The following is a 26,406-nucleotide window of genomic DNA, read 5'->3' on the forward strand; positions in this document are numbered from 1 at the left end:
TTTCGCGCGGACCCCGCCTGAAGCGAGCACCGCAGGTTGCCCGAAGCGAAGCGCAGGGACGCGCACAGTGGGGTCGCCTTTCTTTTGCTTACTTTTCTTTGGCGACCCAAAGAAAAGTAAGTCGCCCGCCGGGGCGAGTCCCGGCCAACCCCCTCACCAAACCCCCTCACCCCAACACCCACATCACAGTCCCCAGAGGAGGCAAAGTCAGAACAACAGACTCCCCCTGCCCATGCCACCCAACAGCTTCACTACTCACAACCCCATTCCCCACCCCACTCCCCCCATAAATCAAGTTATCGGTATTAATAATCTCCCGATAAACCCCAGCCAAAGGCACCCCCACCCGATACCCATACCGAACTTCCGGCGTGAAGTTGCAAACCACCACCACGAACCCCCCTTGCGCATCCCGCCGCAAAAACGCAAACACCGACTGCTCCACGTCGTCATGACAGAGCCACTCAAACCCCCGCGCCTCGCAGTCCAGCTCATGCAGCGCACCAAAGTGCCGGTACACGTTGTTCAGGTCCTTCACCAGCCTCCGAACCCCTTGATGAGAAGCCTGCTCCAGCAGGTGCCAATCCAGCCCGCGATCGGCATTCCACTCGGCCCATTGCGCAAACTCGCCCCCCATGAAGAGCAGTTTCTTCCCCGGATAAGCCCACAGGTAGCCGTACAGATTGCGCAGCCCAGCAAACTTCTGCCAGACATCGCCCGGCATGCGGCCGATCATCGAACCCTTGCCATGCACAACTTCGTCGTGCGACAGCGGCAAGACGAAGTTCTCCGAATGCGCATACATCAGCCCGAAGGTAATGAGCCGATGGTGGAACTTACGAAAGACAGGGTCAGTCCCGGCATAGGCGAGCGTGTCGTTCATCCACCCCATATTCCACTTGTAGTGAAAACCAAGGCCGCCACTCTCGGGAGGACGCGTCACGCCCGGGAAGCTGGTCGATTCCTCGGCAATGGTCGCGGTGCCGGGCCGCTCGACGCCCACGACATGGTTCATGCGGCGCAGGAAGTCGATGGCTTCGAGGTTCTCGCGGCCGCCCTGTGCGTTGGGCACCCATTCGCCGGGTTCGCGGCTGTAGTCGCGGTAGAGCATCGAAGCCACTGCATCCACACGCAAGCCGTCCACGCCATAACGCTCCAGCCAATACAACGCGTTGCCGACAAGGTAGTTGCGCACCTCCGTTCGCGCGTAATTGAAGATGAGCGTCTGCCAATCGTTATGAAAGCCCTCGCGCGGATCGGCGTATTCGTACAGCGCGGTTCCGTCGAAGGTGCCGAGGCCGTGCGAGTCGGTCGGAAAATGCGCGGGCACCCAATCGAGGATCACGCCGAGTCCGGCCGCATGTGCCGCTTCGACGAAGGCGCGGAAATCACCGGGCGTCCCAAAGCGCGACGTCGGCGCGTACAAGCCGATCGGCTGATAGCCCCATGAACCGTCGAACGGATGCTCGCTGATCGGCAAGAGCTCGATGTGGGTAAAGCCCATGTCGTGTACGTAGGGCACCAGCGTTTCGGCCAGCTCGCGGTAGTCGAGCCATTCGTGGCCGTTCTTGCGCCGCCAGGAGCCCATGTGCACCTCGTAGATGCTGATGGGCGCGTTGCGCGCATTGGCCTGGGCGCGGACGGTCGGCACTTTGGCGGGCGGCGGCAGCGGCTGAACGACGCAGGCGGTGTCGGGGCGCAGGCGCGCGGAGAATGCAAAGGGATCGGCCTTGCGCAGCACATGGCCGTGGGCCGACAGGATTTCGAATTCGTAGCTGTCGCCCGGCGCGACATGGGGCGCGAAGATCTCCCATACGCCGCATTCGCGCCGGAACCGCATCATGTGGCGACGCCCATCCCATTGGTTGAAATCGCCCACCACCGAAACGCGGCGCGCGTTCGGCGCCCACACCGCGAAAGCGACGCCGCGCACGCCATCCATTTCGCGCAAATGGGCGCCGAGTTGCTCGAAAGGCCGCAAATGCGTGCCTTCCGCCAGCAGCCAGACGTCCGTTTCGCCCAGGACGGGCGGAAATCGATAGGGGTCTTCGAGCAGCGAGGTGTGCCCGCCCCAGTCGATGTGAAAGCGATAGCCGAGCCGGGCTTCCGATGCAGGAACGAGCCCGGCGAACAGATCGCTGCCGCCCTGCCGGACCAGTTCCGCCAGCGGCCAGCCTGAGCCCGACTGCATGACCGTCACGAACTTCGCGCCCGGCAACAGCGCGCGAATCTCGAGCCCCTCGTCCGTCTGGTGCGGACCGAGGACGGCGAAGGGGTCGCCATGCTCGGCACGCATCAACGCACCGACTTCGGCATCAGGTGTCATGGAGCGGCTCTCCGGTTCGTAAATCATTGTGGCACGCGAGAAGTGCGCCATGCCTCTAGCCGCGATAATCCGCCTTCCCCGGCCGCCTGGCGCCGGCCTTGCCCAAGCCCAATGAATCCCAGCTACAAACCCAGTGACGTCGAGTCCGCAGCCCAGGCCTACTGGACCGCTGCCGACGCCTATCGCGTGACCGAGGACGCGCGCAAAAAGAAGTACTACGCCTGCTCGATGCTGCCGTACCCCAGCGGCAAGCTGCACATGGGCCACGTGCGCAACTACACCATCAACGACATGCTCACGCGCTACCTGCGCATGAGCGGCTACAACGTCCTGATGCCGATGGGCTGGGACGCCTTCGGCCTGCCGGCCGAAAACGCTGCGCTCAAGAACGGCGTGCCGCCCGCGCAGTGGACGTACGAGAACATCGGCTACATGAAGACCCAGCTCCAGGCGATGGGCCTGGCGATCGACTGGAGCCGCGAGATCGCGACGTGCGATCCGAGCTACTACAAGTGGAACCAGTGGCTGTTCCTCAAGATGCTCGAAAAAGGCATCGCCTATCGCAAGACGCAAGTCGTCAATTGGGACCCGGTCGACCAGACGGTGCTTGCCAACGAACAGGTGATCGACGGCAAGGGCTGGCGCACCGGCGCCACGGTCGAGCGGCGCGAGATCCCGGGCTACTACCTCAAGATCAGCGACTACGCCGAGGAACTGCTGGAGCACACGCAGAACAAGCTCCCTGGCTGGCCGGAGCGCGTCAAGCTGATGCAGGAAAACTGGATCGGCAAGAGCGAAGGCGTGCGCTTCGCGTTCAAGCACAAGATCAAGGACGAGAAGGGCCAGTTGATCCAGGGCGGCCGCATGTACGTCTTCACGACGCGCGCCGACACCATCATGGGCGTCACTTTCTGCGCCGTCGCGCCGGAGCACCCGCTGGCGCTGCACGCCGCCAAGAACAATCCCGAGCTCGCCGCCTTCATCGAAGAGTGCAAGAGCGGCGGCACCACCGAGGCCGAACTCGCCACCCAGGAAAAAAAGGGCGTACCGACCGGCCTGACCGTCACGCACCCGCTCACCGATGAAGAGGTTCCGCTCTGGGTCGGCAACTATGTGCTGATCAGCTATGGCGACGGCGCGGTGATGGGCGTCCCCGCGCACGACGAGCGCGATTTCGCGTTCGCCAACAAATACGGCATCGAGATCATCCAGGTCGTCCTGGTCGACGACGAGCCGCATTTCGACTACCACCGATGGCAGGACTGGTACGCCGACAAGCAGCGCGGCGTCACCATCAATTCGGACAACTTCAGCGGCATGTCGCACATCGAGGCCGTCAAGGCCGTGGCGCACGCGCTCGAGCAGAAGGGACTGGGCGCCCTTCAAACCACCTGGCGACTGCGCGACTGGGGCGTGAGCCGCCAGCGCTACTGGGGCACGCCGATCCCGATCATCCATTGCGAAGAGCACGGCGCCGTGCCGGTGCCCGAGCAAGATCTGCCGGTGGTCTTGCCGACGGACTGCGTGCCGGACGGATCGGGCAATCCGCTCGCCAAGCACGAAGGCTTCCATGCCGGCGTCGTGTGTCCGGTCTGCGGCAAGGCCGCGCGGCGCGAAACCGACACGATGGACACCTTCGTCGACAGCTCGTGGTACTTCATGCGCTACTGCGATCCGAAGAACGACGACGCCATGGTGGCCGAGGGCGCGAAGTACTGGATGCCGATGGACCAGTACATCGGCGGCATCGAGCACGCGATCCTGCACCTGCTCTATGCGCGCTTCTGGACCAAGGTGATGCGCGACCTGGGGCTCGTCAAGGTCGACGAGCCTTTCAGCAAGCTGCTCACGCAGGGCATGGTGCTCAACCACATCTTTTATACGCGCGGCGAGAAGGGCGGCAAGGACTACTTCCCGCCTTCGGACGTGACGCCGGTGCTCGACGCGCAGGGCCGCATCACCGGCGGGACGCTGGCTGACGGCACGAAGCTGGAATACGGTGGCGTGGGCAAGATGGGCAAGACCGAGCGCAACGGCGTCGATCCTCAGGACCTGATCGAAAAATACGGCGCTGACACCGCGCGCCTGTACACGATGTTCACGGCGCCGCCCGAAGCGACGCTCGAATGGAACGACGCGGCGGTGGAGGGCAGCTATCGCTTCCTGCGGCGAGTCTGGAATTTTGGCGTGGCGCTTCAGGGCGCGGAGCCCGCCGCCGCGACCGGCAAAAAGGAAAAGGCGCCGGTCTTCGGCAAGGGTGCCAAGGAACTGCGACGCGAAGTGCACACGGTGCTGCGCCAGATCGATTACGACTACCAGCGCATGCAATACAACACGGTGGTGTCGGGCTCGATGAAGCTGCTCAACGCGCTCGAAGGGTTCAAGCCCGAGGCTGCGGACGCCGGCGACCGCGCGGCAGTGCGCGAAGGCATGGGCATCCTGTTGCGCTGCCTCTATCCGGCGACGCCGCACATCGCGCACCAGCTCTGGCACGAGCTTGGCTACGACAAGGACATGGGCGATCTTCTCGACGCGCCTTGGCCGGCGGTCGACGTCGTTGCGCTGGAGCAGGACGAAATCGAACTGATGCTGCAAATCAACGGAAAGCTCCGGGGATCGCTGCATGTTCCTGCAACGGCCACGAAGCCGGAAATCGAGAAGCTCGCGCTTGCCAGCGAGATCTTCGTCAAGCATGCGGAGGGCGCGCCTGCCAAGCGGGTCATCGTCGTGCCGGGGCGGCTCGTGAACGTGGTGATATGAGCGGCATGACCCCGCGACACGTTTTGCCGCGCCGCGGCTTCCTCGCGGCTGCTTCGGCCGTGTTCGTGCTGGCCGGATGCGGATTCGAGCTGCGCAAGGCGCCGACCTTTTCGTTCAAGACCATCGCCGTGGTGCCGAGCACCACGCCGTTTGCCAATTACGTGCGTCGCAATCTTCGAGCGACCGGAACCGTCGAGGTGCTGCCGGCCGACCAGGCAGAGAAAGCCGAGGCCGTGCTCGACATCCTGGCGGAGAACCGCGAGAACGTCGTGATCTCGACCAACTCGGCGGGCCAGGTGCGGGAGATGCAACTGGTCCTGAGGGTGCGCTTCAGGTTGCGCGGAAAGGGCGGCAAGGAATTGCTGCCACCGTCCGAGATCCAGCAGTCGCGCGACATCACCTACAACGAAACCGTGGCGCTGGCGAAAGAATCGGAAACCGAACTGCTGTACCGGGACATGCAGACGGATATTGCTCAGCAGCTTCTTCGGCGTCTCGCTGCAGCTAGACAGATATGACCCCCCAGGCTGCGCGCACTGCGTGTCGCTTCGCCTACCCCCCGCGGGGGGCAACACCAGCGGCCCGGCAAAGCCGGTTCCGCGGTGTTCTGCGGGATCGGCTCGCTTCACTTTGCTCTTGGATATGCAACTGACCAGCGCGCAGCTTTTGGGGCATCTGGCTCAGCGGGTGGCGCCGCTCTACGTCATTCATGGGGACGAGGCATTGCTGGCTCAGGAGGCTGCGGACGCCATTCGGGCGGCGGCTCGGGTGCGGGGATACACGGAGCGGAGCGCCTATACGGTGGCTGGGGCGCATTTCGATTGGAGCGCGGTGCTGGCGGCGGGAGGCTCGTTGAGCCTTTTTGCGGATCGGCAGATTGTCGAAATACGCATTCCTTCGGGGAAGCCGGGCAAGGACGGCAGTGCGGCCCTTCAGCAGATCGCGGAAGCAGCGCAAGGGAATGACAGCACTCTTACTTTGGTGATGCTGCCTCGTCTGGACAAGGCGACGCGGACGGGCGCCTGGTTCTCGGCTTTGGAGAACAACGGGGTCAGCCTGCAGATCGAGACGATCGAGCGGGCCGCTTTGCCGCAATGGATCGCGCAGCGGCTCGCGCAGCAGGGGCAGCGGGTCAAGAGCGGGGAAGAGGGTCAGCGGACGTTGCAGTTCTTTGCCGATCGGGTGGAAGGCAATCTGCTCGCGGCGCATCAGGAAATCCAGAAACTGGCGCTGCTCTACCCCGAGGGCGAATTGAGTTGGGAGCAGGTCGAAGGTGCGGTGAACAACGTCGCGCGCTATGACGTGTTCAAGCTGTCTGAAGCCGTGCTGGCCGGCAATCCGCAGCGCGTCGCGCGGATGCTCGAGGGATTGCAGGCCGAAGGCGAGGCCGAGGTGCTGGTCCACTACACGCTTGCAGAGGACATCCGCGCGCTGAAGCGGGTGAAAGACGCCATGGCCGCCGGACGGCCCTTGCCCATGGCGCTGCGCGAAAACCGGATCTGGGGTCCGCGCGAGCGAGCTTTCGAGCGCGTGTTGCCGCGGGTCGACGATCGCGCGCTGGCGCGCCTGCTGCGTGCAGCGCACGTGGTCGACGGCATCGTCAAGGGACTGAAGCAGCCTGACTGGTCCGCGGACGGCTGGCAAGCCCTCCAGCGGTTGGCGCTGATGCTTTGCCGCGCGTGCGCAAATCCATAAGCGCACAGGAATGGTGCGGACTCGCCCCTTCATGCCCATTGCTCTTCATGGGCGCGGCACAATCCGCAAATGAACATGCTGAATGTCCCCGACTACGTGCGGGCCCTGGGTGCGCAGGCCAAGCACGCCTCGACCCTGATGGCGCGCGCGGACGCCGCCACCAAGAACAAGGCTCTGAAGGCTTTGGCGCGCCGTTTGCGCGCTGCTGGCGGCGTGCTCGCCGAAGCCAATTCCAAGGATCTCTCCCGCGCCGAAGGCGCCGGCCTTTCTGCACCCATGGTTGACCGGCTCAAGCTGACGCCAAAGGTGATCGAGACCGTCGCCCTGGGCTGCGAGCAACTGGCAGCCATGCCCGACGTGATCGGCGAAGTGATCGGGATGAAGCAGCAGCCCAGCGGCATCCGCGTCGGCCAGATGCGCGTGCCGATCGGCGTGTTCGGCATGATCTACGAGAGCCGTCCGAACGTGACCATCGAGGCGGCGAGCCTGGCGATCAAGAGCGGCAACTCCGCGATCCTCCGGGGAGGTTCGGAGGCCATTGAATCGAACAAGGCGCTGGCTTTGCTCGTCGCCGATTCGCTTGCCGAGGCGGGCCTGCCTGCCGACGCCGTCCAGCTCGTGCAGACCACTGACCGCGAAGCCGTCGGCCAGTTGATCGCGATGCCCGAATTCGTCGACGTGATCATCCCGCGCGGCGGCAAGGGGCTGATCGAGCGCATCAGCCGCGATGCCAAGGTGCCGGTGATCAAGCATCTGGACGGCAATTGCCACGTCTACGTCGACGACACAGCCGAACTCGACATGGCCGTGAAGATCGTCGACAACGCCAAGACGCAGAAGTACAGCCCCTGCAATGCCGCTGAGGGCCTCCTGGTGGCCGCATCGATCGCCGACGCCTTCCTGCCCGAGATCGGCGCCATTTTCGCGGCCAAGGGCGTCGAGATGCGATGCGACCCTGCCGCCGCGCGGATCCTGCGAGAAAGCCTGGAGACGAGTGGGAAGGCCGTAGTGGATGCGGTCGAATCGGATTGGTCGGAGGAATACCTCGCCGCAGTGATCAGTATCAAGGTCGTCGAGGACGTCGACGAGGCGATTGCGCATATCAATCGCTATTCGAGCCATCACACCGACGCGATCGTCACGCGCGACCACATGAACGCACAGCGCTTCCTCCGCGAAGTGGATTCGGCCAGCGTGATGGTCAACGCCAGCACGCGATTCGCAGATGGTTTCGAGTTCGGACTCGGCGCTGAAATCGGCATCAGCACCGACAAGTTCCATGCTCGCGGGCCGGTAGGAATCGAGGGGCTGACGTCCCTCAAATACGTGGTGCTGGGCCAAGGCGAGACCAGAAGCTGACCCCCAGGCTCGCGCCCGGCAAAGCCGGTTCCGCGGTGTTTCTGGTCTGGTTCCCGGGGCGGGATGGGTTGTCATTGGGGCATTGGGCCCCAAATCTACAATTCGCTCTTAGCTCAAGCTGCAAATCAAAGAAGGCCGCCGCATGGTCCCCCATCTCGTCACCGCCCTGAACGGCCCGATCAACGAACTCGAGCAACGCATTCTCGATTCAACCCCGGCCATCGAGCGCTGGTTTCGACTCGAATGGATGGAGCACACGCCGCCGTTCTACAGCTCGGTGGACATTCGGAACGCCGGCTTCAAGCTGGCGCCGGTCGACACCAACCTGTTTCCGCGCGGCTGGAACAACCTGACGCAGGAGATGCTGCCGCTGGCCGTGCAGGCGGCGCAGGCAGCCATCGAGAAAATCTGCCCCGAAGCGCGCAACCTGCTCGTGATCCCCGAGAACCATTCGCGCAACACCTTCTACCTGGCGAATGTTGCTCAACTCGTACGCATCTTCCACATGGCTGGGCTCAATGTCCGGGTCGGCTCGATTGACCCAGCCATCAAGTCGCCCAAGAAGATCGAGCTTCCGAACGGGGAGACGGTGTGCCTGGAGCCGGTCGTTCGCAGCAAGCGCCGTCTCGGGCTCAAGCATTTCGATCCCTGCACGATCCTGCTCAACAACGACCTTATCGCCGGCACGCCGGGCATTCTCGAAGACCTGCACGAGCAGTACCTGTTGCCGCCGCTGCACGCCGGCTGGTCGGTGCGGCGCAAGAGCAATCATCTTCACAGCTATGAAGAAGTGTCCAAGCGCTTCGGCAAGTTGCTGGGCATCGATCCGTGGCTGATCAATCCGATGTTCGCCAAGGCGGGCGAAATCAATCTCTCGACCGGCCAGGGCGTTGACGTACTGACCAGCCACGCGGACGCGCTTCTGACCAAGATTCGCCGCAAGTACAAGGAATACGGCATCAACGAGAAGCCCTTCGTGATCGTCAAGTCCGACAACGGAAGAGACGGCTTGGGCGTCGTGACGGTGCGCGATGCCAAGGAAATCGAAGCGCTCGCCCGCAAGTCGCGCAGCAAGACCGGCTCGGCCAAGGAAGGGCAGGAGCCGAGCGAACTGATCGTGCAGGAAGGTGTGCTCACGAACGAACGCGTGCATGACGGCGTCGCCGAGCCGGTCGTCTACATGATGGACCGCTACGTGGTCGGCGGCTTCTACCGTGTTCATGCAGAGCGCAATCCCGACGAAAACCTCAAGCTGCCGGGCGCGAGCTTCGTGCCGCTTGCCTTTTCGGAGAGTGCGCACTTACCGCAACCGGGGGCAAAGCCCGGCGCCAGCGCACCCAACCGCTTCTACATGTACGGGGTGATCGGGCGCTTGGCGATGGTCGCGGCGAGCTACGAACTCGAGGCCACGAACCCCGACGCCGAAATATATGAATGATTTCGGAGTACATATTGCAGGCCCCTGCGGCGGCGGCAAAATAGCGACCCCATAGCAACGCAAAACGAGGGCGGAGGCGACCGGCGACCATCAACGTCGCTGGCGCGCACGGGTGCAGCACCCCAACGCCCTCTGCATCGACTTCGTGTCCGCCCCAAAATCCTCCTCCCTTGCGTTGATCCTCGCTGCGATCGGCGTCGTCTACGGCGATATCGGCACCAGCGTTCTCTATGCGGTCAAGGAGGTCTTCGGCCACGGCCACGTCCCTTTCACCATCGAGAACGTCTACGGCATCCTGTCGATGTTCTTCTGGACCCTGACCGTCATCGTCTCGATCAAGTACGTGGTCCTCGTGCTCAGGGCGGACAACGAAGGCGAAGGCGGGCTGGTCGCGATGCTGGCGCTGGCATCGCAGGCGGTGGTCGACAAACCGCGGCTGCGCAGCGTGCTGCTGGTGGTCGGCATCTTCGGCACTTCGCTCTTCTATGGCGATGGCGTCATCACCCCGGCCATCTCGGTGCTCTCGGCGGTCGAGGGCCTGGAGGTCGTGTCGCCCGAGTTCCGGCACTATGTGATCCCGATCACCCTCGTCGTGCTGTTCTGCCTGTTCGCGGTGCAGAAGCGCGGCACCGCAGGCATCGGCCGGTTTTTCGGGCCGATCACGTTGACGTGGTTCCTGGCGATCGCGCTGCTCGGCGTGTCGCAGATCGTGACCCACCCCGAGATCCTCAAGGCGATGAGCCCACACTATGCGCTGCGCTTCATGTGGGGCAATCCGCTCACCAGCTTCATCATCCTGGGCGCCACGGTGCTCTGCGTGACCGGGGCCGAGGCGCTTTACGCCGACCTCGGGCACTTCGGCAAGCGGCCGATTCGCGTCGCATGGTTCTCGGTCGTGATGCCGGCGCTCACGCTCAATTACTTCGGACAGGGCGCCCTGCTGCTCGAGAACCCTGAAGCGGTGAAGAACCCCTTCTTCATGATGGCACCCGAATGGGCGCTGTTGCCGCTGGTCTTTCTTGCAACGGCGGCCACGGTGATTGCATCGCAAGCGCTCATCACGGGCGCCTTCAGCGTCACTCGCCAAGTGATCCAGCTTGGCTATCTGCCGCGCCTGAACATCGAGCACACCAGCGTGCGCACCACCGGGCAGATCTACATGCCCTTCGTCAACTGGGGCCTGTTCGTCGCCATCGTGCTGGCGGTGCTGATGTTCCGCTCGTCCAGCAACCTGGCGGCTGCATACGGCATCGCCGTGACGACCGACATGCTGATCACGACGGTGCTGACCTTCTTCGTCATCCGGTATGCATGGAAGTACCCGCTGATCCTGTGCATCGGCGCGACCGGGGCCTTCTTCGTGGTCGACTTCATGTTCTTCGCGTCGAACCTGCTCAAGCTCTTCGAGGGCGGCTGGTTCCCGCTGCTGATCGGTGGGTCGATCTTCATGCTGATGTTGACCTGGAAAGAAGGCCGGCGGCTGATGGGTCAGCTGCAGTTGGCCGAAGCCATCGACCTGCGCAGCTTTCTCGACTCGGTGTTTGTCAGTCCGCCGGCGCGCGTCGATGGCACGGCGGTGTTCCTGACGGCGGAGCCGGGCGTCGTGCCGAATGCGCTGCTGCACAACCTGAAGCACAACAAGGTGATGCACGACCAGAACCTGTTCGTCACCGTGCGCAACCACGAGGTGCCCTGGATTCCCATGGACAAGCGCATCGAGATGGAACCGCTCGGGCATCACTGTTGGCAGATCATCGTCCACTATGGTTTCAAGAACGACGTCGACCTGCCGCGCGCGCTGGAACATGCGCGCTTGCGCGGATGCCAGCTGGAGGCGATGACGACCAGCTACTTCCTGTCGCGCGACGTGGTGATCCCCACGCTGGGCAGCGGCATGGCCCCATGGCGCGAGAAGCTCTTTGCGCAGATGCATCACAGCGCCAGCGGCGCTGCGGACTTCCTTGGGTTGCCTAACAACGCTGTGGTGGAGCTGGGCTCGAAAATCGAGATTTGACTCGCCCCCAGGCTACGCGCACTTCGTGTCGCTTCGCCTACCCCCTGACCGGGGGCAACACCAGCGGCCTGGCAAAGCCAGTTCCGCGGTGTTTCTGGGATGAGCGGGGTGGGGTGTTGGGCGGCACAATCCCGGCATGCGATTTTTCAGGGACCTTAGTCTTTCGGCTTTTACTGCGGGGTTTGTTGCGGTGCTCGTGGGGTTCACGAGTTCGGTGGCGATCGTGTTTCAGGCTGCGCAGGCGTTTGGGGCTACGCCGGAGATGATTTCTTCGTGGATGTGGGCGCTGGGACTTGGGATGGGGTTGGCTTCGGCGGTGCCTTCGCTTTGGTGGCGGAAGCCGGTAATGATTGCCTGGAGCACGCCAGGGGCGGCCGTGCTGGCGGTGGCAGGGGCGGGGTACTCGATGAATGAGGCGGTGGGGGCGTTCATCGTTTGTGCAGTGCTGATGACGGCTGCGGGCGCCACCGGATGGTTCGAGCGGGTGATGAACAAGATTCCGATGGCGCTGGCTTCTGCCTTGCTGGCGGGGGTGCTGGCGCGGTTTGGGCTGCAGGCCTTTGTGGCAGCGCAGACGGCTTTGCCGCTGGTGCTGCTGATGCTGGGCACTTATCTGGTGGGCAAGCGGGTGCTTCCGCGCTATGCGGTTCCTCTCACGTTGTTGGTGGCGATTGTTTTCGTTGCCGCGCGCGGCGACCTTGCCTGGGGCGCGGTGCATTTCAGCGTGGCGATGCCGGTGTTCACGACGCCGGTGTTCAGTTGGCAGGCTGTGGTCAGCCTCGCGCTGCCGCTGTTCGTGGTGACGATGGCATCTCAGAATCTCCCGGGCGTTGCTGCCATTCGGGCGGCCGGCTACGAATTGCCAGTGTCCAAGCTCATCACGATCAGTGGACTGACGACGCTGGTTCTGGCGCCTTTCGGTGCGTTTGCGCTCAATCTCAGCGCCATCACTGCGGCGATTTGCATGGGGCGCGAGGCGCACGAAGATCCGGCACGCCGCTACACAGCGGCGGTGAGTTGCGGCGCCATCTATGTGGTGATCGGCTTTTTTGGCGCGGCGGTCACGGGGCTGCTGACGGCGTTTCCGAAAGAGCTCGTCGCCGCGATCGCCGGCCTGGCGCTCCTTGGCACGATCGGCGGCGGGCTTGCTGCCGCCGTGAAGGACGAATCGCATCGCGAAGCGGCGCTGATCACCTTTCTCGTCACGCTCTCGGGTGTGACGTTGCTTGGCATCGGCTCGGCCTTCTGGGGCGTGGTAGCCGGGGCGATCGCACTGGGCATTCAGCAATTGGGGCGCAGACCTTTCGCGGGCAAGGACATCGCCGCTGCCCGCAAGATCGAGTCCGACAACGTTCGAAAGACTTCCTGAATGCCAGCACTTTCCCAGATTCGCCCACTTCGTCGGGTCGCTACCTTCTCTTCAAAGACAGCCGCTGCGGCGCGGCAAGGCCAATTCGGGCGCGTCGCGCAGTGGAGCAACTGACATGCACATTCTTTTCGTCGCCGATCCGCTCTCCCAGTTCAAGATCTACAAGGACACGACCTTTTCGATGATGCGGGAAGCGCAGCGCCGCGGCCATGCCATCTCGGTCTGCGAACCGCGCGACTTGGGCTGGCAGCGCGGCCGGCCGGTCACTGCCAAGGCGCGTGCGATCACACTGACCGGCTCGCCGGACGACTGGTACCGCGAAGAATCCGTTGAAGAGCGCCCGCTGCACGGCTTCGACGTCGTTCTGATGCGCAAGGACCCGCCCTTCGACGCCGAATACATCTACGCGACGCACTTGCTCGAGCAGGCCGAGCGAGAGGGCGCCCTCGTCGTCAACAAGCCGCGCGCGTTGCGCGATCACCCGGAAAAGCTCGCGATCATGGAGTTCGCGGAGTTCACCACGCCGACGCTGGTGACGCGCGATGCAGCCGCGGTGCGTGCGTTTCATGCTGAGCACAAGGACATCATCCTGAAGCCGCTCGACGGCATGGGCGGGATGGGCATCTTCCGCGTCACGTCAAACGCCCTCAACCTCGGATCGATCATCGAGACGCTCAACAAGGACGGCGCGCAGACCATCATGGTGCAGCGCTTCGTGCCCGAAATCTCGCAAGGCGACAAGCGCGTGCTGGTAGTCGGCGGGCAGGCGGTGCCCTACAGCCTCGCGCGCATTCCTCAGGGCACCGAAGTGCGCGGCAATCTGGCCGCGGGTGGCAAGGGTGTGGCGCAGCCGCTGACGGATCAAGACCGCCGGATCGCCGAGGCCATCGGACCGGTGCTGAGCGCGCGCGGACTGCTGCTGATCGGCCTGGACGTGATCGGCGGCTCGCTGACCGAGATCAACGTGACGAGCCCCACGTGCTTTCAGGAGATCACCGAACAGACCGGCTTCGACGTGCCGGCGATGTTCATCGACGCGCTCGAAGCGGAGCTGAAGAAGGCTTGACCGAGTCGGCGGCCCCGGCGGCCTTGGTCGCCGCACGCCGTGTGCCCGGCCTTCCATGCCCAAGCTGCGCCTGGAGCAGGCGGGCCCGGCGTTTGCGCGCCCAGATGACGATGCCCGTGACCGACAGCATCGCCACCATCACGCCCATGAACGACATGAGAATGCGCCCGGGCAGCCCAAGGATGCGTCCCGAGTGCAGCGGGAACTGCAACTGCACGAAGATATCGGCCGCAGTTCCTTCCCATGGACGGTTCTGGCTCAGCACGCGGCCGTCCTGCGCGTCGATGTAGAGATTGCTCAGGCCCATGCCGGCCTCGCCGTGGTCATCGTCGGCTTGAAAGAACGACACGTTATAGAAGCCGCTGCGCTTCTCGTAATAGATGCCGCCGAGCGGCGTCGTCCATCCGCGTGCCCTTGCTTCCGCGTCGGCGATGCGCACCACCTCGGCAAAGCCGAGCTTCGGCGTCACTTCCTGGCCCAGTGGCACCATCGCGCGCGTCTCGTAAGGGCCGGGTGTGGTCTTGGACACCAGCGACAGCACGGGATAAAAAACTTCGCGGTAGAGGTTGAGCGAAAAAGAAGTGAAGGCGATGACGATGATCGCCAGCCAGATCCACAGCCCGCCCGCTCGGTGCAGATCGAAATTGAGCTTGTAGCCGCCGGCGCGCCAGCGCATCAGCCAAGAGGGCTTCCATCGCGCCCACCAGGTCGCTGCGTCGCGATGGTGCGGTGCACGGGAGCCCGCCGGAACACGCCGGCGTCGCGGCATGGTCAGGTAGAGCGCCACGAAGCTGTCGAGCAGCCACACGAGCGCGACGGTGCCCATGATCCAGTAGCCGATGCGGTCCGTGCCCCACATCGCCGGAATGTGCAGGCTGTAGTGCACGGTGCGAAGGAAGGGCATCAGGTTCTCGCGCGACAGCGAGACAGCGTGCGTGTCGCGCCGCCCCTTGATCTCACCCGTCACGGGATCGACGTGGACCTTGTCGTAGCCGAGCAAGTAGGGCTGGCCCGTGGCCGGGTCCATGCGCGGCTCGACAAAGTAGCCTGCGGTATGGCCTTTCTCGAAGCCGAGCGAAATGTAGGAGACCTTGGCGCGCGGATCCGATGCCTCGACGGCGGCGGCAAGCGCCATCGGATCGCGGAACGGTCCCTGGCTGTCGGTCAGATACAGATCGCTGTTGAGCCACTCGTCCAGCTCGTGGTCCCACGACGTGACCGCGCCGGTGAGGCCGGCGACGATCAGGAAGAGCGCGACCGCCAGTCCCAGCCAGCGATGGACCACCGTCCAGATTGCGCGCATGGCTGTCCTCTTTCTCTGCTCAGAACTCGACGGAAGCGGTCAGGCTGAAGGTGCGCGGATTGCCGAGCACCAGGTAGCCGGAGCCTGGGTAGCCACCGACGGACGCCCAGTAGTCGCGATTGGCGACGTTGTTGACGCGCGCGCGCAGCGTCACGAGTTTGCCGGCGACGCCCGTGACATAGCGGGCACCCAGGTCCAGGCGGCCCCAGCCGGGCACGCGCAGCGTGTTCAGATCGTTCGCATAACTGCCGCCGGTGGCGATCACGCGGCCGTCCAGCGTCAGGCCGGGCACGCCCGGCACGTCCCATTCGAGCCCGATGGTGCCCTGCTGGTCCGGCACGCCGATGACCTTGTTGCCGTTGGTCGCGATGTCGCCGGTGTTTCGCTGCACGGCGTCGAGGAAGGTCACCCCGCCAAGGACGCGAAAGCCCTTGACCGGTTCGCCAAACACCGTGAATTCGAGACCTTGGTGGCGGTCCTGGCCCTCCGCCACGAACAGGCCGGCCGAATTGCGCAATGCGCGCGGCTTTTCGATGGAGAACAGCGCTGCCGTGGCGCCGAGGCCGGCGCCTTCGTACTTGACGCCGATCTCCTGCTGCTTCGCGACGTAGGGGTCCAGCGCCTGGCCCACGTTGACCACGGGAAGCCCGCCGATCTGCGCGGGCGCCGTTTCGCCCGGAGCGAGGCTTTCGACGTAGTTCGCGTAGGCGGACACTTCTTTGCTGAACTTGAAGACGACGCCAGCGGCAGGGCTGGTATGGCTTTGGTCGCTGCCGCCTGCCGCGGCGCCGGTGTCGTATGCGAAGTTGTCGACGTTGATCGTCTGGCGGCGTGCGCCCAGGGTGAACAGCAGCGTGTCATCCATGAAGGACATGGTGTCGCCGAGAACATAGCTCGTCAGCCGCTTTTCTTGCGTGAGCGCGGGAGAAGCCAGGTTGTTGCCGCCAAGCGAGAGAGGGCCGAAGGCCGGCAGCGGCGAATAGACAGGGTTGTAGAGATTGGTCGCCTGCGTGTTGAGGAAGTCGAAGCGATAGGCGTTCTTTCGCTCCGAGTTGAAGTAGTCGTACGACGCGACCAGCGCGTGCTTGACCGGGCCCGTCTTGACGGTGCCGCGAATGCCGACCTGGCCCGCCTTCACGTCTTCTTCGCCCGTATTGTCGAAACGGTACGTGGTTCCTGCGCCGGTGAATGCGTTGTCGACGGTGATGTTGGCGAGCGAATTGGCTTCGCTGCCGCTGCGCGCGCCGGCGGCGAACCAGCCGGTGACGTTGTCGCTGAAGTCGTACTCGCCGCGCACCGTGCCGAAGGTGTCGCGTTCGTTCGAATAGGTCCAGGGCTGTGCCCAGTTGGTCTTGGCGTCCGGCGGTGACGGCACGCGGGTGAGGCCGCTTGCCAGCGTGACATTGGTGCGGGTCTGGCTCAGGCGATGATCCTGATAGCCGACGTCGGCGGAAAGGCGCGCATTGCGGCTGCGCCAGTCGAGACCGACGGATGCGACGTCGAGGTTCACGCCTTCGTTGTCGACGCCCGTGCCGCCCTCGCGATGCGCGGCGTTGACCCGGATGCCCGTGCTGTCGTCAGGTCCGAAGCGGCGCGAAATGTCCGCCGCGCCATAGAACTCCGAGCCCGTGGCGCCTCCCAGCGTGATCTGCGTGAGAGGTTCGTTGCCCGCTCGCTTGGGCGACAGGTTGACCGAGCCGCCGATGCCGTCTCCACCGGGCGCCGAGCCGTTCAGGAAAGCGCTGGGGCCGCGCAGCACTTCGACACGCTCGAAGAGCTCGGACGAGATGTATTGGCGCGGCAGCAGGCTGTAGATGCCGTTGTACGCGATGCTGTCGGAGCCCAGGAGGAAGCCGCGGATGAAGTACGTCTCCTGGAAATTGCCGAAGCCGCGCGCAACGCGCACCGAAGGGTCGTTTAACAGCACGTCGCCCACGCTGCGTGCTTGCTGGTTCTGGATCAGCTCGTTCGTATAGCTCGTCGCGCTGAAGGGCGAATCCATGTTGTCCAGCGTGCCCAGAACCCCGAAGCGTCCACCGCGCGCGACCTGCCCGCCGGCGAACGGCTTGGCCAGGCCGGCAGCCGATGCGTCTGCGCTGGCTTCGACCGTCACCGTGGCCAAAGTCCCGCCCGATTCGGCCGGTGCGGCTGGCGTCGTTTGCGCGGTTGCGATCAGCGCCTGCAGGGCGAGAGTGGTGGCAAGAGCGGCGGGACGGAGGGGAAACCTGACTGGAAGCATGAGGGGGCTCGTTTTTGGCTACGGAAATGAGAATGATTATTATCTCCGCCGACTTGCGGACGAAGAATCCCACCCGCCCCAAAAGAGCCGGACACGTTGTTTTCATGTCAAAAAGAGTTCGGCGCAGCCGCGGACGCCGACCTCAGCCGTTGCGGCGGCCGTCCACGAACACCGCCAGCTCCTGCGGCGCAAAAGCCGTCCACGCCTCGTTGGTCGTCAGCGGCGCCGTCACTACGACCGCGACGCGATCGTTCGGGGTCGTGTGCTCGGCGAAGTCGATGCTCAGATCTTCGTCCGACAGCTCTGCCGTCACGAACGGATGCTTGCGCTCCACATACCAGAGATGCGTGGACGCATGCGCCCACAGCGCCTGTCCGTTCGAGAGCATGAAATTGAAGGTGCCATGGGCCGCAAGGCGCGGCGCCAGTTCGCGCAGCGTGAGCGTGAGTTCGCTGACGCTCGGAACGCCAGCATGGGACTTCGCAAGCTCTTGCATGATCCAGCAGAAGGCGTGTTCGCTGTCGGTGCTGCCAACGGGATGGAAGTTGCCGTGCAGGCGGGGCCTGAAATCCTTCAGGTCGCCGTTGTGAGCGAAGACCCAGTAGCGGCCCCACAGCTCCCGCACGAAGGGATGGCAGTTCTGCAGGTTGACCGCGCCCTGCGTCGCCTTGCGGATGTGCGCGATGACATTGCGGCTCTTGATGGGATAGCGCCGGATCAGTTCGGCCACGGGTGACGCGCAGGCCGGCTGGTGATCGACGAAGTGCCTCAGCCCGCGATCCTCGAAAAAGGCAATGCCCCAGCCGTCCGCGTGATGGTCGGTTCGCCCGCCGCGCTGCGCGAAGCCCGTGAAGCTGAAGGTCACGTCGGTGGGCGTGTTGCAGTTCATTCCCAGGAGCTGGCACATGGGGTCTAGCTTACCCGCGCGGCCATGCGATTTACTGCACCGGCTGCTCGCTCAGCGCCTTGGGAGCTTTTTCGCGCAATTGCAGCGCGGCGCAGATGGCCAATGCGCAAAGTGCGGCCAACATGGCGAATACCTCGTCGAAGGCGGCCAGGCGGGCGGCGCTGCTCACCGGATTGCTGAGCGAATCGCCATGAGCGGCCAAGCGCCACTCGAGAACGATCGCGCAAAGGCTGACGCCGGCGGCGCCGCCCAGCATGCGCAGAAAGTTGATGGCGCTGGCGCCTTGCGGGATCAGCGGCTTTGCGAGCGGGCGCATCGATCCGAGATTGAGCGACGGAAGGATGAACCCCAACCCGAGGCGGCCCACGATGGCAAAGGCGACCAGCAGCCAGATCCCGCTGTCGAGATGCAGCACCATCATCAGCGCGAACGACGCGGCCAGAAGCACCAGGCCGATGCTGACCAGCAGATAGGTCGGATGCCGGTCGGCGAGCCGGCCTACGCCGGCAATCGTCAGGGCGAGCACGATGCCGGCGGGCAAGAGGATGGTGCCGACGTGCGATGCGGAAAGCTGCAATCCGACCTGCATATAGACGGGCAGCAGGTAGGTCGATCCGAACAGCGCAGTGCCGTAGATGAAGGCGACGATGCTTCCCATGGCGAACTGCCGGTACTTGAACAGCGCCAGGTTCATCAGTGGCGCCCCGCCGTTCGCCCCCAGCCGGGCCTGCCAGGCCAGGAACGCCGCGAACGACACGGCAGCGGCCACCAGCAGCGCGGCCGCTTGCAGTGGGGCGTCGCCGCGCAGTTCAACCAAGCCGTTCAGCAGGCACAGCGTGCCGACGGTGCCGAGCGTCAGGCCTCGCCAGTCCAGCCCGCTGCCGCGCTCCGCGGCCACCCCGCCCGGCGCCGTGGTCGGCACGAACTTGAAGGCCAGCCAGATCGAGGCGATACAGAACGGCACCACCATGAAAAAGATCGAGCGCCATCCAAAGAGGTCCACCAGCACGCCGCCGATGCTCGGCCCGATCGCCGGCGCCAGCACCACGCCCATGCCGAAGATGCCGCTCGCACGGCCTTGCTCATGCGGCTCGAACGCGCGCAGGATGATGATGGCCGGGATCGGTTGCACGACGCCCGCAGCCAGCCCTTCCGCGACGCGTGCGAGCAGGACGAGCGAAAAGCTGCTCGCCAGCCCGCCCGTCAATCCGCCCGCCAGCAACAGCACCATCGTGCCGACATAGGTTCGGCGGTAGCCATAGCGGGACAGCAGCCACGGCGTCGTCAGCATCGAGACCGTCATCGCCACCATGAAGCCGGAGCTGACCCACTGCGCGCGCTCCTGCCCGAGCGCAAAGTGGTGGCTCATGCCCGGAATGGCCACGTTCACGATGGTGGACGACATGATCGAGGCCATCACCCCCACCATGACAGAGATCAGCAACAGCCAGCGATATCGCTTGCCGTAGCGGATGCTGAGGGCGTGGGGAGGTGGGGAGGTCATCAAGCTCAAGCGGGGCGATTCAGGCGTCCTACAAGGATATCGGCGTTTTGGGTGCCGATACGCTTCCGACGCCCCGGCCACAATGGGCCATGCAAACCCAAGACCAGCAAGACCAGCAAGGTCGGCTTCAGGTTCAGGCAGGCCAGGCGCTGGAACTCCATGCCCCCACGCTCACCCGCGCCTATCAGTGCCAGTGCGGCCGACCGGTCTTCCTGCGCAACAGCGAGTGCCTCGCGTGCCACACGCCCCTGGGCTATGTGATCGAACGGCTCGGCGTGGTCCCACTGGCGCCGTCCACGCACGAAGGCGCCGAGCCGGACACCTTCACCGTCTTCGGAGACCCCGAGGGCAAGGCATACCGCCGCTGCGCCAACCTCTTGACCCCGGCAGCCTGCAACTGGATGGTGCCCGCGCCGCGCGAAGGCGACGATCCCGCTTTCAACGTCGAGGGCCTCGCGCCGGGCTTCTGCCTGTCGTGCAGCGTCACGCGCACCATCCCGGATCTTTCGGTCGAGAACAACGGCAATCTGTGGCGAAACCTCGAACTGGCCAAACGCCGGCTGATCTCGCAACTGCTCGCGCTGCGACTGCCGGTGGTCACGCGCTTGAGCGACCCGGTGCATGGCCTCGCGTTCGACTTTCTCAGCAACACGCCCGGCGGGCCGCACGTATTGACCGGGCATGACACAGGGGTCATCACGCTGAACGCCGAAGAGGCTGAGGACTCCGTTCGCGAGCGCATCCGAGCCGAGATGCGAGAGCCCTATCGCACATTGCTGGGGCACTTCAGGCACGAGATCGGCCACTATTACTGGGACCTGCTGGTCGCGCCGACGCCGTGGATCGACAGCTTTCGACAGCTGTTCGGCGATGAGCGCGCAGACTACGCTGCGGCGCTGCGCAACCACTACGACAACGGTCCGCCGCCGGATTGGGCCGTTCGTTTCGTGACCAGCTATGCGAGCTCTCACCCATGGGAAGACTGGGCCGAAACCTGGGCGCACTATCTTCACATGGCCGACACGGCCGACACGGCCATGAGCTTCGGCATCGATGCGCACAACGTCGAACTCGCCAGTGACCTCTTCGAGCCCGCGGACCTTTGGGAGCCCGATCATCCGGACGCTGCCAAATTCCTGGATTTCCTCAACGGCTGGGTGCGGCTCACGAATGTGCTCAACGAGCTCTCGCGCAGCATGGGGCAGCCCGACTACTACCCGTTCGTGCTGCCGCGCGCCGCCGTCGGCAAGCTCCAGTTCATTCACCGGGTGATCACCGAACAGCGTGAGCGCGGCGACCAGCCGCCGAAGGCGCCAGCACCCGCACCGTCAGCGGCGACACAGGCCGCCCCTCAGTCCTGAACGATGGCGAGCGCAGCGCAGCTTGCGCAAATGCAAGCCAGCCCGCGCCTTTCCAAAGGCACCTTGTCGAGAAGCTCGGCGCTGAAGTCGGCCTGCATGCACCAGCACGAAGCCTGCTTGCGGCCGGTTTCGCGTTCGATTTCCAGCGCGCAGCGGTTCGCTTGCCCGCAAAGCGGACAGCGCGAGGGATCGATTGGCGCGGTCTCGCCCATCACGCGATCTCGAAAGCCTGGAGCTTCTTCGGCACAGCGTGGTTTTGCAGCGTCACGTACACCGGAAGGCCATCGCGGTAGGCCGGATAGTCCTCCCCCTGAATCAGTGGCAGCAGATACCGGCGACATTTTTCAGTGATGCCGTAACCGTCTTCCGAGATGAAGTCGCGCGGCATGAACTTTTCGGCATTGGCGACCGCATCGAGCGGCGCCGTGCCGATGCGGTACGAGTAGGGCACGTCGGAGAGGCGTTCGATCGTGGGCATGACCGAGTTCTTTCCTTCGATGGCGAGCTCGACCGCCCGCTGCCCGAGTTCATAGGCCTGCTTCACGTCCGTCGCCGATGCGATGTGTCGTGCAGCGCGCTGCAGGTAATCTGCAACAGCCCAATGGAACTTGTGCCCGAGGGCTTCCTTGACCATCTGCGCCACCACAGGCGCAGCGCCGCCGAGTTGCGCGTGCCCGAAGGCGTCCTTGGAGCCCTGCTCGGCGAGGAAGGTGCCGTCCGGGTGATGACAGCCTTCGGACACCACGACCGTGCAGTAGCCGTGGAACTTCACAAGCGCATCGACGCGGGCGAGAAAAGCCGGTTGATCGAACGGGATTTCGGGAAAGAGGATCACGACCGGAATGCCCTGATCGGCCACCAGCCCGCCCGCCGCAGCGATCCAACCCGCATGGCGACCCATGACCTCGATCACGAAGACCTTGGTGGAAGTTGCCGCCATCGAGCGCACGTCCATCGAGGCTTCCAGCGTCGACACGGCGACGTATTTCGCGACGGACCCAAAGCCAGGGCAGCAGTCGGTGATCGGCAGGTCGTTGTCGATGGTCTTGGGCACGTGAATGGCCTGCAGTGGGTAGCCCATTGCTTGCGACAGCTGGCTCACCTTGAAGCAGGTGTCGGCCGAGTCCCCGCCGCCGTTGTAGAAGAAATAGCCGATGCCGTGCGCCTTGAAGACCTCGATCAGCCGCTCGTACTCGCGCCGGTTCTTCTCGAGCGACTTGAGCTTGTAGCGGCACGAGCCGAAGGCGCCGGACGGCGTGGAGCGCAGCGCCGCGATCGCCTCCGCCGACTCGCGGCTGGTGTCGATCAGGTCTTCGGCCAGTGCGCCGAGGATGCCGTTGCGGCCCGCGTAGACGGTGCCGATGCGGTCGGGATGGCGGCGCGCGGTCTCGATCACGCCGCAGGCGGAGGCGTTGATGACCGATGTGACGCCGCCGGACTGGGCGTAGAAGGCGTTGAGAGCGGGCATTGCGGCATTCTCCTGCAGCACCCGCCAGCGCGCCAGTGGCCCGTCAGCGTCCGGGCAGTCCCATCGATCGCGTGATCACCTCTTTCATGATCTCGTTCGTGCCGCCGTAAATGCGTTGCACCCGCGCATCGGCGTAGGCGCGCGTGACCGCGTATTCCCACATGAAGCCATAGCCGCCATGCAACTGCACGCATTCATCGGCGACCTTGCATTGAAGATCGCTGGTCCAGTACTTGGCCATGCTCGCGGTCGCGGTGTCGAGCTTTTCCTGCATGAGCAATTCGATGCACTTGTCGACGAAGACTTGTGCGACCTGCACTTCGGTTTGCAATTCCGCCAGCGTGTAGCGCGTGTTCTGGTAGGCGCCCACCGGCTGGCCGAAGACCTTGCGTTCCTTCACGTAGGCCACCGTCTGATCAATGACCGATTGCGACGCTGCCACTGCGCTGATGGCGATCTGAAGCCGTTCCCACGGCAACTGCTCCATCAGGCAGACGAAACCGCGGTTCTCCTGGGCGACCCCGCCGAGCAGCGCATCGGCCGGCAAGCGCACGTCGTTGAAGAACAGCTCGGACGTGTCCTGCGCTTTCAGGCCGAGCTTCTTCAGCCGCTTGCCTTTCTCGAAGCCGGGCGTGCCGCGCTCCACCAGGAAGAGGCTCGTGCCCTTGGCGCCGCCGGCCGGATCGGTCTTGGCGACGACGATCACCACGTCGGCGTGCCATCCGTTGGTGATGAAGGTCTTGCTGCCGTTGAGCAGATAGCTGCCGTCCGGCTGCTTCAGCGCGGTCGAGCGCACGGCCTGCAGGTCGCTGCCGGCGGCCGGTTCGCTCATCGCAATCGCGCCGATCATCTCGCCGCTCGCGAGCTTGGGCAGATAGTGCTGCTTCTGCACTTGCGTGCCGTAGCGAAGGATGTAAGGCGCGACGATCTCGCTGTGCAGCCCGTAGCCGATCCCGGTGTAGCCCCGCGCCCAGAGTTCCTCGAACTGGATCACCGAATAGAGCAAGTCGGCGCCCGAGCCGCCGTATTCCTCCGGGAGTGACATGCAGAGAAAGCCGTTGTCGCCGGCCTTGTTCCACACTTGGCGGTCGACGTAGCCCTGCTCTTCCCAGGCTTCGTGAAAAGGCGCGATCTCCTTGTCCATGAACCGGCGAAAGCTGTCGCGGAAGGCCTCGTGGTCGGGCGTGAAGAGTGTGCGTTCGATCATTGCCGTCACCTCTTCTGTCAGCGCTTCTGAAACACCGGTGCGCGCTTCTGCAGGAAAGCCGTCACGCCTTCAGCGAAGCTCGGCTGCCCGATCAGCTCACGCTGGCGCTCGCTCTCGTAGTGGAGTTGGTCCGGCAGCGAATGGCGCTCCGACGCCTCGAAGGCCTTGCGTGCTTCGGTCACGGCATGTGCCGGCAAGCGGGCAAGCCGCTGCGCGATCTTCTGGGCTTCGAGCAGCAGCAGGTCGTCTTCGACGCTCGCCCAGATGAGGCCCCATTGCGCGGCAGTCTCGGCACTCAGCTTTTCGTCCAGCAGTGCCATGCCCATCGCCCGCGCGGGCCCGACGCGCCGAGGAATGAACCACGTGCAGCCCAGGTCCGGCACGATGCCCAGCTTGGGCAAGAACGGCAGGTAGAAATACGCACCGCGCGCTGCGATGACGATGTCGCAAGCAAGCGCCAGCCCCACGCCGGCGCCAGCCGCCGGGCCGTTCACCGCGCAGACCACCGGCACCGGAAGCGAACGCAGTTCCTCGATCAGCGGATTGCTCATCGACTGCATCCATTCGGCGGTCTGGTCACCCAGCGTCTGCCCATCGGCGGGCGGCCGCATCGCGCTCAGGTCCGCGCCCACGCAGAAAGCCTTGCCCGCGCCGGTCAGCACCACGGCGCCCACCTCGCGGTCATTTCGGATGCGCGCGAGTGAATCCCGAAGCTCGCGTTGCAAATCGATGGCGACGGGATTCAGCTTGGCCGGAAGATTGAGCGTGAGCGTCGCAACGCCGTCTTCGACTTCATGGAGGACGAAGCTCATGTCAGAGGCGCTCGACGATCGTCACGTTGGCCATGCCGCCGCCTTCGCACATGGTCTGCAGGCCATAGCGCTTGCCCCGCTGGCCGAGCGCGTTCACGAGCGTCGTCATCAGCTTGGTGCCCGATGCGCCCAGCGGATGGCCGAGCGCAATGGCGCCGCCATTCACGTTGAGCCGTGCCGGATCGGCGCCCAGCTTCTGCAGCCAGGCCAGCGGCACCGGCGCAAAGGCTTCGTTGACTTCGAAGAGATCGATGTCGTCGATCTTCATGCCGGCCTTGGCGAGCGCTCGCTCAGTCGCGGGAATCGGCGCTTCCAGCATGATGACGGGGTCGTGCCCCATCACGCTCAGATGATGGATGCGGGCGAGCGGCTTCACGCCCAGCGCTTTCAGGCCGCGCTCGTTGACCACGAGCACGCCGCTTGCGCCGTCGCAGATCTGGCTTGCCGTCGCGGCCGTGCAGCGCCCGCCTTCGGCGATGAGCTTGACGCCGGCGATGCCCTCCAGCGTGGCATCGAAGCGGATGCCTTCGTCGATCGTGTGCATCTCGCCGCTGGTCGAGCCGTCCGCGAGGCGGATCTCGATCGGCACGATCTCGTCCTTGAACACGCCTTCACGCGTGGCCGCAATGGCGCGCTGGTGGCTCTCGAAGGCATAGCGGTCGAGCGCTTCCTTCGAGATGCCGTAGTTCTTCGCGATCATCTCGGCGCCGGTGAACTGGCTGAACTCGATGCCGGGGTAGCGCCGTTGCATCGCCGGGCTCATGTAGGTGCCAAGACCCGCCTTCGCGGGCAGCGCATTGGGCGTGAACATCGGCACGCGCGTCATGCTCTCGACTCCGGCGGCGATCACCGCGTCCATGGTGCCGGACATCACGGCCTGCGCCGCGAAATGCAGCGCTTGCTGCGACGAGCCGCACTGGCGGTCGACGGAAGTGCCCGGCACGGATTCGGGTAGCTTCGATGCCAGCACGACGTTTCGCGCAACATTGGTAGCCTGTTCGCCCACCTGGCTCACGCACCCGAGGATGACGTCCTCCACGGCTGCCGGGTCGATGCCGCTCCTTGCCACCAGTGCGTCGATGACCTGTGCCGCCAGATCGACGGGATGCCAGCCCGCGAGTTTGCCGCCGCGACGGCCACCCGCTGTGCGCGCGGTGGCAACGATGTATGCCTCTGCCATGGAAAGTCCTTCGTCCGAAATGAGAAGGGCCGGCTCAGTATGTCCATGGCCCCGGACGTCGATGGTTCAACGCCGGGTACTTTCGGTCAAGCCGGGGACATCCCGTGTGACCACAGTCGCCAAGGCGACGACGAATGCTGCGAACGCTCCGGGGTCGCGGCGATGGAAAGGCCTTCGGCGCTGAAGCGCACGCACGACGGCTCCAGCGCGGCGACCAGCGCGCGCCGATGCGCATCGCTGCGAAAGCGCTGGCCGCGTTCCAGCACGATGTCGCGCCGGTCGTGGTCGAGCGTGATCCACACCGTGCCGCTCTGGCATTCGATGTCGACGTCGTGCGAGTCGGGCAGGGTGAAGATGGCTCTCTTCGGCAGGCTGAGGCTCAGGCGTTGCGTTGTCAT

20 protein-coding genes are annotated in these 26,406 nt (G+C 64.5%); 9 read left to right on the top strand and 11 right to left on the bottom strand.

Annotated features, from left to right (window positions below):
* Positions 1-166 precede the first annotated feature (166 nt).
* Complete coding sequence (gene glgB, locus AC1DEK_RS27965; protein WP_478128582.1) at positions 167-2,326, bottom strand: 1,4-alpha-glucan branching protein GlgB; 2,160 nt, start codon at positions 2,324-2,326, stop codon at positions 167-169.
* Between the two features lie 111 nt (positions 2,327-2,437).
* On the opposite strand from glgB, the gene leuS reads away from it, so the two are divergent.
* The 8 genes from leuS to gshB all read left to right on the top strand — a co-directional run bounded on the left by leuS (position 2,438) and on the right by gshB (position 14,027).
* The gene (gene leuS / locus AC1DEK_RS27970) at positions 2,438-5,086 is read left to right on the top strand and encodes a leucine--tRNA ligase (protein ID WP_478128583.1); all 2,649 of its coding nucleotides are present in this window, start codon (positions 2,438-2,440) and stop codon (positions 5,084-5,086) included.
* A 5-nt stretch (positions 5,087-5,091) separates the two neighbouring features.
* Positions 5,092-5,604, top strand: coding sequence for an LPS-assembly lipoprotein LptE (locus AC1DEK_RS27975; RefSeq protein ID WP_478128584.1), 513 nt, complete (start codon positions 5,092-5,094; stop codon positions 5,602-5,604).
* Positions 5,605-5,728: 124 nt separating this feature from the next.
* Positions 5,729-6,781: a DNA polymerase III subunit delta gene (gene holA, locus AC1DEK_RS27980; protein ID WP_478128585.1), complete on the top strand. Its 1,053-nt coding sequence runs from the start codon at positions 5,729-5,731 to the stop codon at positions 6,779-6,781.
* A 69-nt stretch (positions 6,782-6,850) separates the two neighbouring features.
* Positions 6,851-8,140, top strand: a complete 1,290-nt coding sequence (locus AC1DEK_RS27985) for a glutamate-5-semialdehyde dehydrogenase (protein WP_478128586.1) — start codon at positions 6,851-6,853, stop codon at positions 8,138-8,140.
* Positions 8,141-8,282: 142 nt separating this feature from the next.
* A complete protein-coding gene (gene gshA / locus AC1DEK_RS27990; protein ID WP_478128587.1) occupies positions 8,283-9,578 on the top strand; it encodes a glutamate--cysteine ligase in 1,296 nt (431 codons plus the stop codon).
* 145 nt (positions 9,579-9,723) lie between these two features.
* Positions 9,724-11,592, top strand: a complete 1,869-nt coding sequence (locus AC1DEK_RS27995) for a potassium transporter Kup (protein ID WP_478128588.1) — start codon at positions 9,724-9,726, stop codon at positions 11,590-11,592.
* A gap of 136 nt (positions 11,593-11,728) precedes the next feature.
* Positions 11,729-12,961 (top strand): benzoate/H(+) symporter BenE family transporter, encoded by a 1,233-nt coding sequence (locus AC1DEK_RS28000; RefSeq protein WP_478128589.1) that lies wholly within the window; start codon positions 11,729-11,731, stop codon positions 12,959-12,961.
* A 115-nt stretch (positions 12,962-13,076) separates the two neighbouring features.
* Positions 13,077-14,027, top strand: coding sequence for a glutathione synthase (gene gshB / locus AC1DEK_RS28005; RefSeq protein WP_478128590.1), 951 nt, complete (start codon positions 13,077-13,079; stop codon positions 14,025-14,027).
* On the opposite strand, the gene AC1DEK_RS28010 is transcribed toward gshB, so the two are convergent.
* The 4 genes from AC1DEK_RS28010 to AC1DEK_RS28025 all read right to left on the bottom strand — a co-directional run bounded on the left by AC1DEK_RS28010 (position 13,990) and on the right by AC1DEK_RS28025 (position 19,980).
* Entirely contained in the window at positions 13,990-15,330 is a 1,341-nt protein-coding gene (locus tag AC1DEK_RS28010) for a PepSY-associated TM helix domain-containing protein (RefSeq protein ID WP_478128591.1), read from the bottom strand. The genes gshB and AC1DEK_RS28010 overlap by 38 nt on opposite strands.
* Before the next feature lie 19 nt (positions 15,331-15,349).
* Positions 15,350-17,569 carry a TonB-dependent receptor gene (locus AC1DEK_RS28015; RefSeq protein WP_478128592.1) on the bottom strand — a complete coding sequence of 740 codons (2,220 nt, stop codon included), beginning with the start codon at positions 17,567-17,569 and terminating at the stop codon, positions 15,350-15,352.
* A 142-nt stretch (positions 17,570-17,711) separates the two neighbouring features.
* Positions 17,712-18,476: a class II glutamine amidotransferase gene (locus AC1DEK_RS28020; RefSeq protein WP_478128593.1), complete on the bottom strand. Its 765-nt coding sequence runs from the start codon at positions 18,474-18,476 to the stop codon at positions 17,712-17,714.
* A 31-nt stretch (positions 18,477-18,507) separates the two neighbouring features.
* Positions 18,508-19,980, bottom strand: a complete 1,473-nt coding sequence (locus AC1DEK_RS28025) for a DHA2 family efflux MFS transporter permease subunit (RefSeq protein WP_478128594.1) — start codon at positions 19,978-19,980, stop codon at positions 18,508-18,510.
* A gap of 89 nt (positions 19,981-20,069) precedes the next feature.
* On the opposite strand from AC1DEK_RS28025, the gene AC1DEK_RS28030 reads away from it, so the two are divergent.
* Positions 20,070-21,341 (top strand): zinc-binding metallopeptidase family protein, encoded by a 1,272-nt coding sequence (locus AC1DEK_RS28030; protein ID WP_478128595.1) that lies wholly within the window; start codon positions 20,070-20,072, stop codon positions 21,339-21,341.
* Here AC1DEK_RS28030 and AC1DEK_RS28035 read toward each other — a convergent pair.
* From AC1DEK_RS28035 to AC1DEK_RS28060, 6 genes are all read right to left on the bottom strand, one after another.
* Complete coding sequence (locus AC1DEK_RS28035) at positions 21,332-21,553, bottom strand: cysteine-rich CWC family protein (RefSeq protein WP_478128641.1); 222 nt, start codon at positions 21,551-21,553, stop codon at positions 21,332-21,334. The genes AC1DEK_RS28030 and AC1DEK_RS28035 overlap by 10 nt on opposite strands.
* A complete protein-coding gene (locus AC1DEK_RS28040; protein WP_478128596.1) occupies positions 21,553-22,809 on the bottom strand; it encodes a 6-phosphofructokinase in 1,257 nt (418 codons plus the stop codon). The genes AC1DEK_RS28035 and AC1DEK_RS28040 overlap by 1 nt, the downstream gene beginning before the upstream one ends.
* A 43-nt stretch (positions 22,810-22,852) precedes the next feature.
* Positions 22,853-24,016: an acyl-CoA dehydrogenase family protein gene (locus AC1DEK_RS28045; RefSeq protein ID WP_478128597.1), complete on the bottom strand. Its 1,164-nt coding sequence runs from the start codon at positions 24,014-24,016 to the stop codon at positions 22,853-22,855.
* A 17-nt stretch (positions 24,017-24,033) separates the two neighbouring features.
* On the bottom strand, positions 24,034-24,828 hold the full coding sequence (locus AC1DEK_RS28050; RefSeq protein WP_478128598.1) for an enoyl-CoA hydratase-related protein: 795 nt from the start codon (positions 24,826-24,828) through the stop codon (positions 24,034-24,036).
* Between the two features lies 1 nt (position 24,829).
* Positions 24,830-26,008 carry an acetyl-CoA C-acetyltransferase gene (locus AC1DEK_RS28055; protein ID WP_478128599.1) on the bottom strand — a complete coding sequence of 393 codons (1,179 nt, stop codon included), beginning with the start codon at positions 26,006-26,008 and terminating at the stop codon, positions 24,830-24,832.
* Positions 26,009-26,094: 86 nt separating this feature from the next.
* Positions 26,095-26,406, bottom strand: a complete 312-nt coding sequence (locus tag AC1DEK_RS28060) for a DUF2917 domain-containing protein (RefSeq protein ID WP_478128600.1) — start codon at positions 26,404-26,406, stop codon at positions 26,095-26,097.

Source organism: Variovorax sp. 10N420, from assembly GCF_056394705.1.

Bases quoted from the DNA above. Each gene is read 5' to 3' on its own strand.
- leuS (WP_478128583.1), top strand. From the start codon at position 2,438: ATGAATCCCAGCTACAAACCCAGTGACGTCGAGTCCGCAGCCCAGGCC.
- AC1DEK_RS28060 (WP_478128600.1), bottom strand. From the start codon at position 26,406: ATGACAACGCAACGCCTGAGCCTCAGCCTGCCGAAGAGAGCCATCTTC.
- AC1DEK_RS27985 (WP_478128586.1), top strand. From the start codon at position 6,851: ATGAACATGCTGAATGTCCCCGACTACGTGCGGGCCCTGGGTGCGCAG.
- AC1DEK_RS28025 (WP_478128594.1), bottom strand. From the start codon at position 19,980: ATGACCTCCCCACCTCCCCACGCCCTCAGCATCCGCTACGGCAAGCGA.
- AC1DEK_RS27975 (WP_478128584.1), top strand. From the start codon at position 5,092: ATGACCCCGCGACACGTTTTGCCGCGCCGCGGCTTCCTCGCGGCTGCT.
- AC1DEK_RS28020 (WP_478128593.1), bottom strand. From the start codon at position 18,476: ATGTGCCAGCTCCTGGGAATGAACTGCAACACGCCCACCGACGTGACC.
- gshB (WP_478128590.1), top strand. From the start codon at position 13,077: ATGCACATTCTTTTCGTCGCCGATCCGCTCTCCCAGTTCAAGATCTAC.
- AC1DEK_RS28040 (WP_478128596.1), bottom strand. From the start codon at position 22,809: ATGCCCGCTCTCAACGCCTTCTACGCCCAGTCCGGCGGCGTCACATCG.
- AC1DEK_RS28055 (WP_478128599.1), bottom strand. From the start codon at position 26,008: ATGGCAGAGGCATACATCGTTGCCACCGCGCGCACAGCGGGTGGCCGT.
- AC1DEK_RS28035 (WP_478128641.1), bottom strand. From the start codon at position 21,553: ATGGGCGAGACCGCGCCAATCGATCCCTCGCGCTGTCCGCTTTGCGGG.
- glgB (WP_478128582.1), bottom strand. From the start codon at position 2,326: ATGACACCTGATGCCGAAGTCGGTGCGTTGATGCGTGCCGAGCATGGC.
- AC1DEK_RS28000 (WP_478128589.1), top strand. From the start codon at position 11,729: ATGCGATTTTTCAGGGACCTTAGTCTTTCGGCTTTTACTGCGGGGTTT.
- AC1DEK_RS28045 (WP_478128597.1), bottom strand. From the start codon at position 24,016: ATGATCGAACGCACACTCTTCACGCCCGACCACGAGGCCTTCCGCGAC.
- holA (WP_478128585.1), top strand. From the start codon at position 5,729: ATGCAACTGACCAGCGCGCAGCTTTTGGGGCATCTGGCTCAGCGGGTG.
- AC1DEK_RS28015 (WP_478128592.1), bottom strand. From the start codon at position 17,569: ATGCTTCCAGTCAGGTTTCCCCTCCGTCCCGCCGCTCTTGCCACCACT.
- gshA (WP_478128587.1), top strand. From the start codon at position 8,283: ATGGTCCCCCATCTCGTCACCGCCCTGAACGGCCCGATCAACGAACTC.
- AC1DEK_RS28010 (WP_478128591.1), bottom strand. From the start codon at position 15,330: ATGCGCGCAATCTGGACGGTGGTCCATCGCTGGCTGGGACTGGCGGTC.
- AC1DEK_RS28050 (WP_478128598.1), bottom strand. From the start codon at position 24,828: ATGAGCTTCGTCCTCCATGAAGTCGAAGACGGCGTTGCGACGCTCACG.
- AC1DEK_RS28030 (WP_478128595.1), top strand. From the start codon at position 20,070: ATGCAAACCCAAGACCAGCAAGACCAGCAAGGTCGGCTTCAGGTTCAG.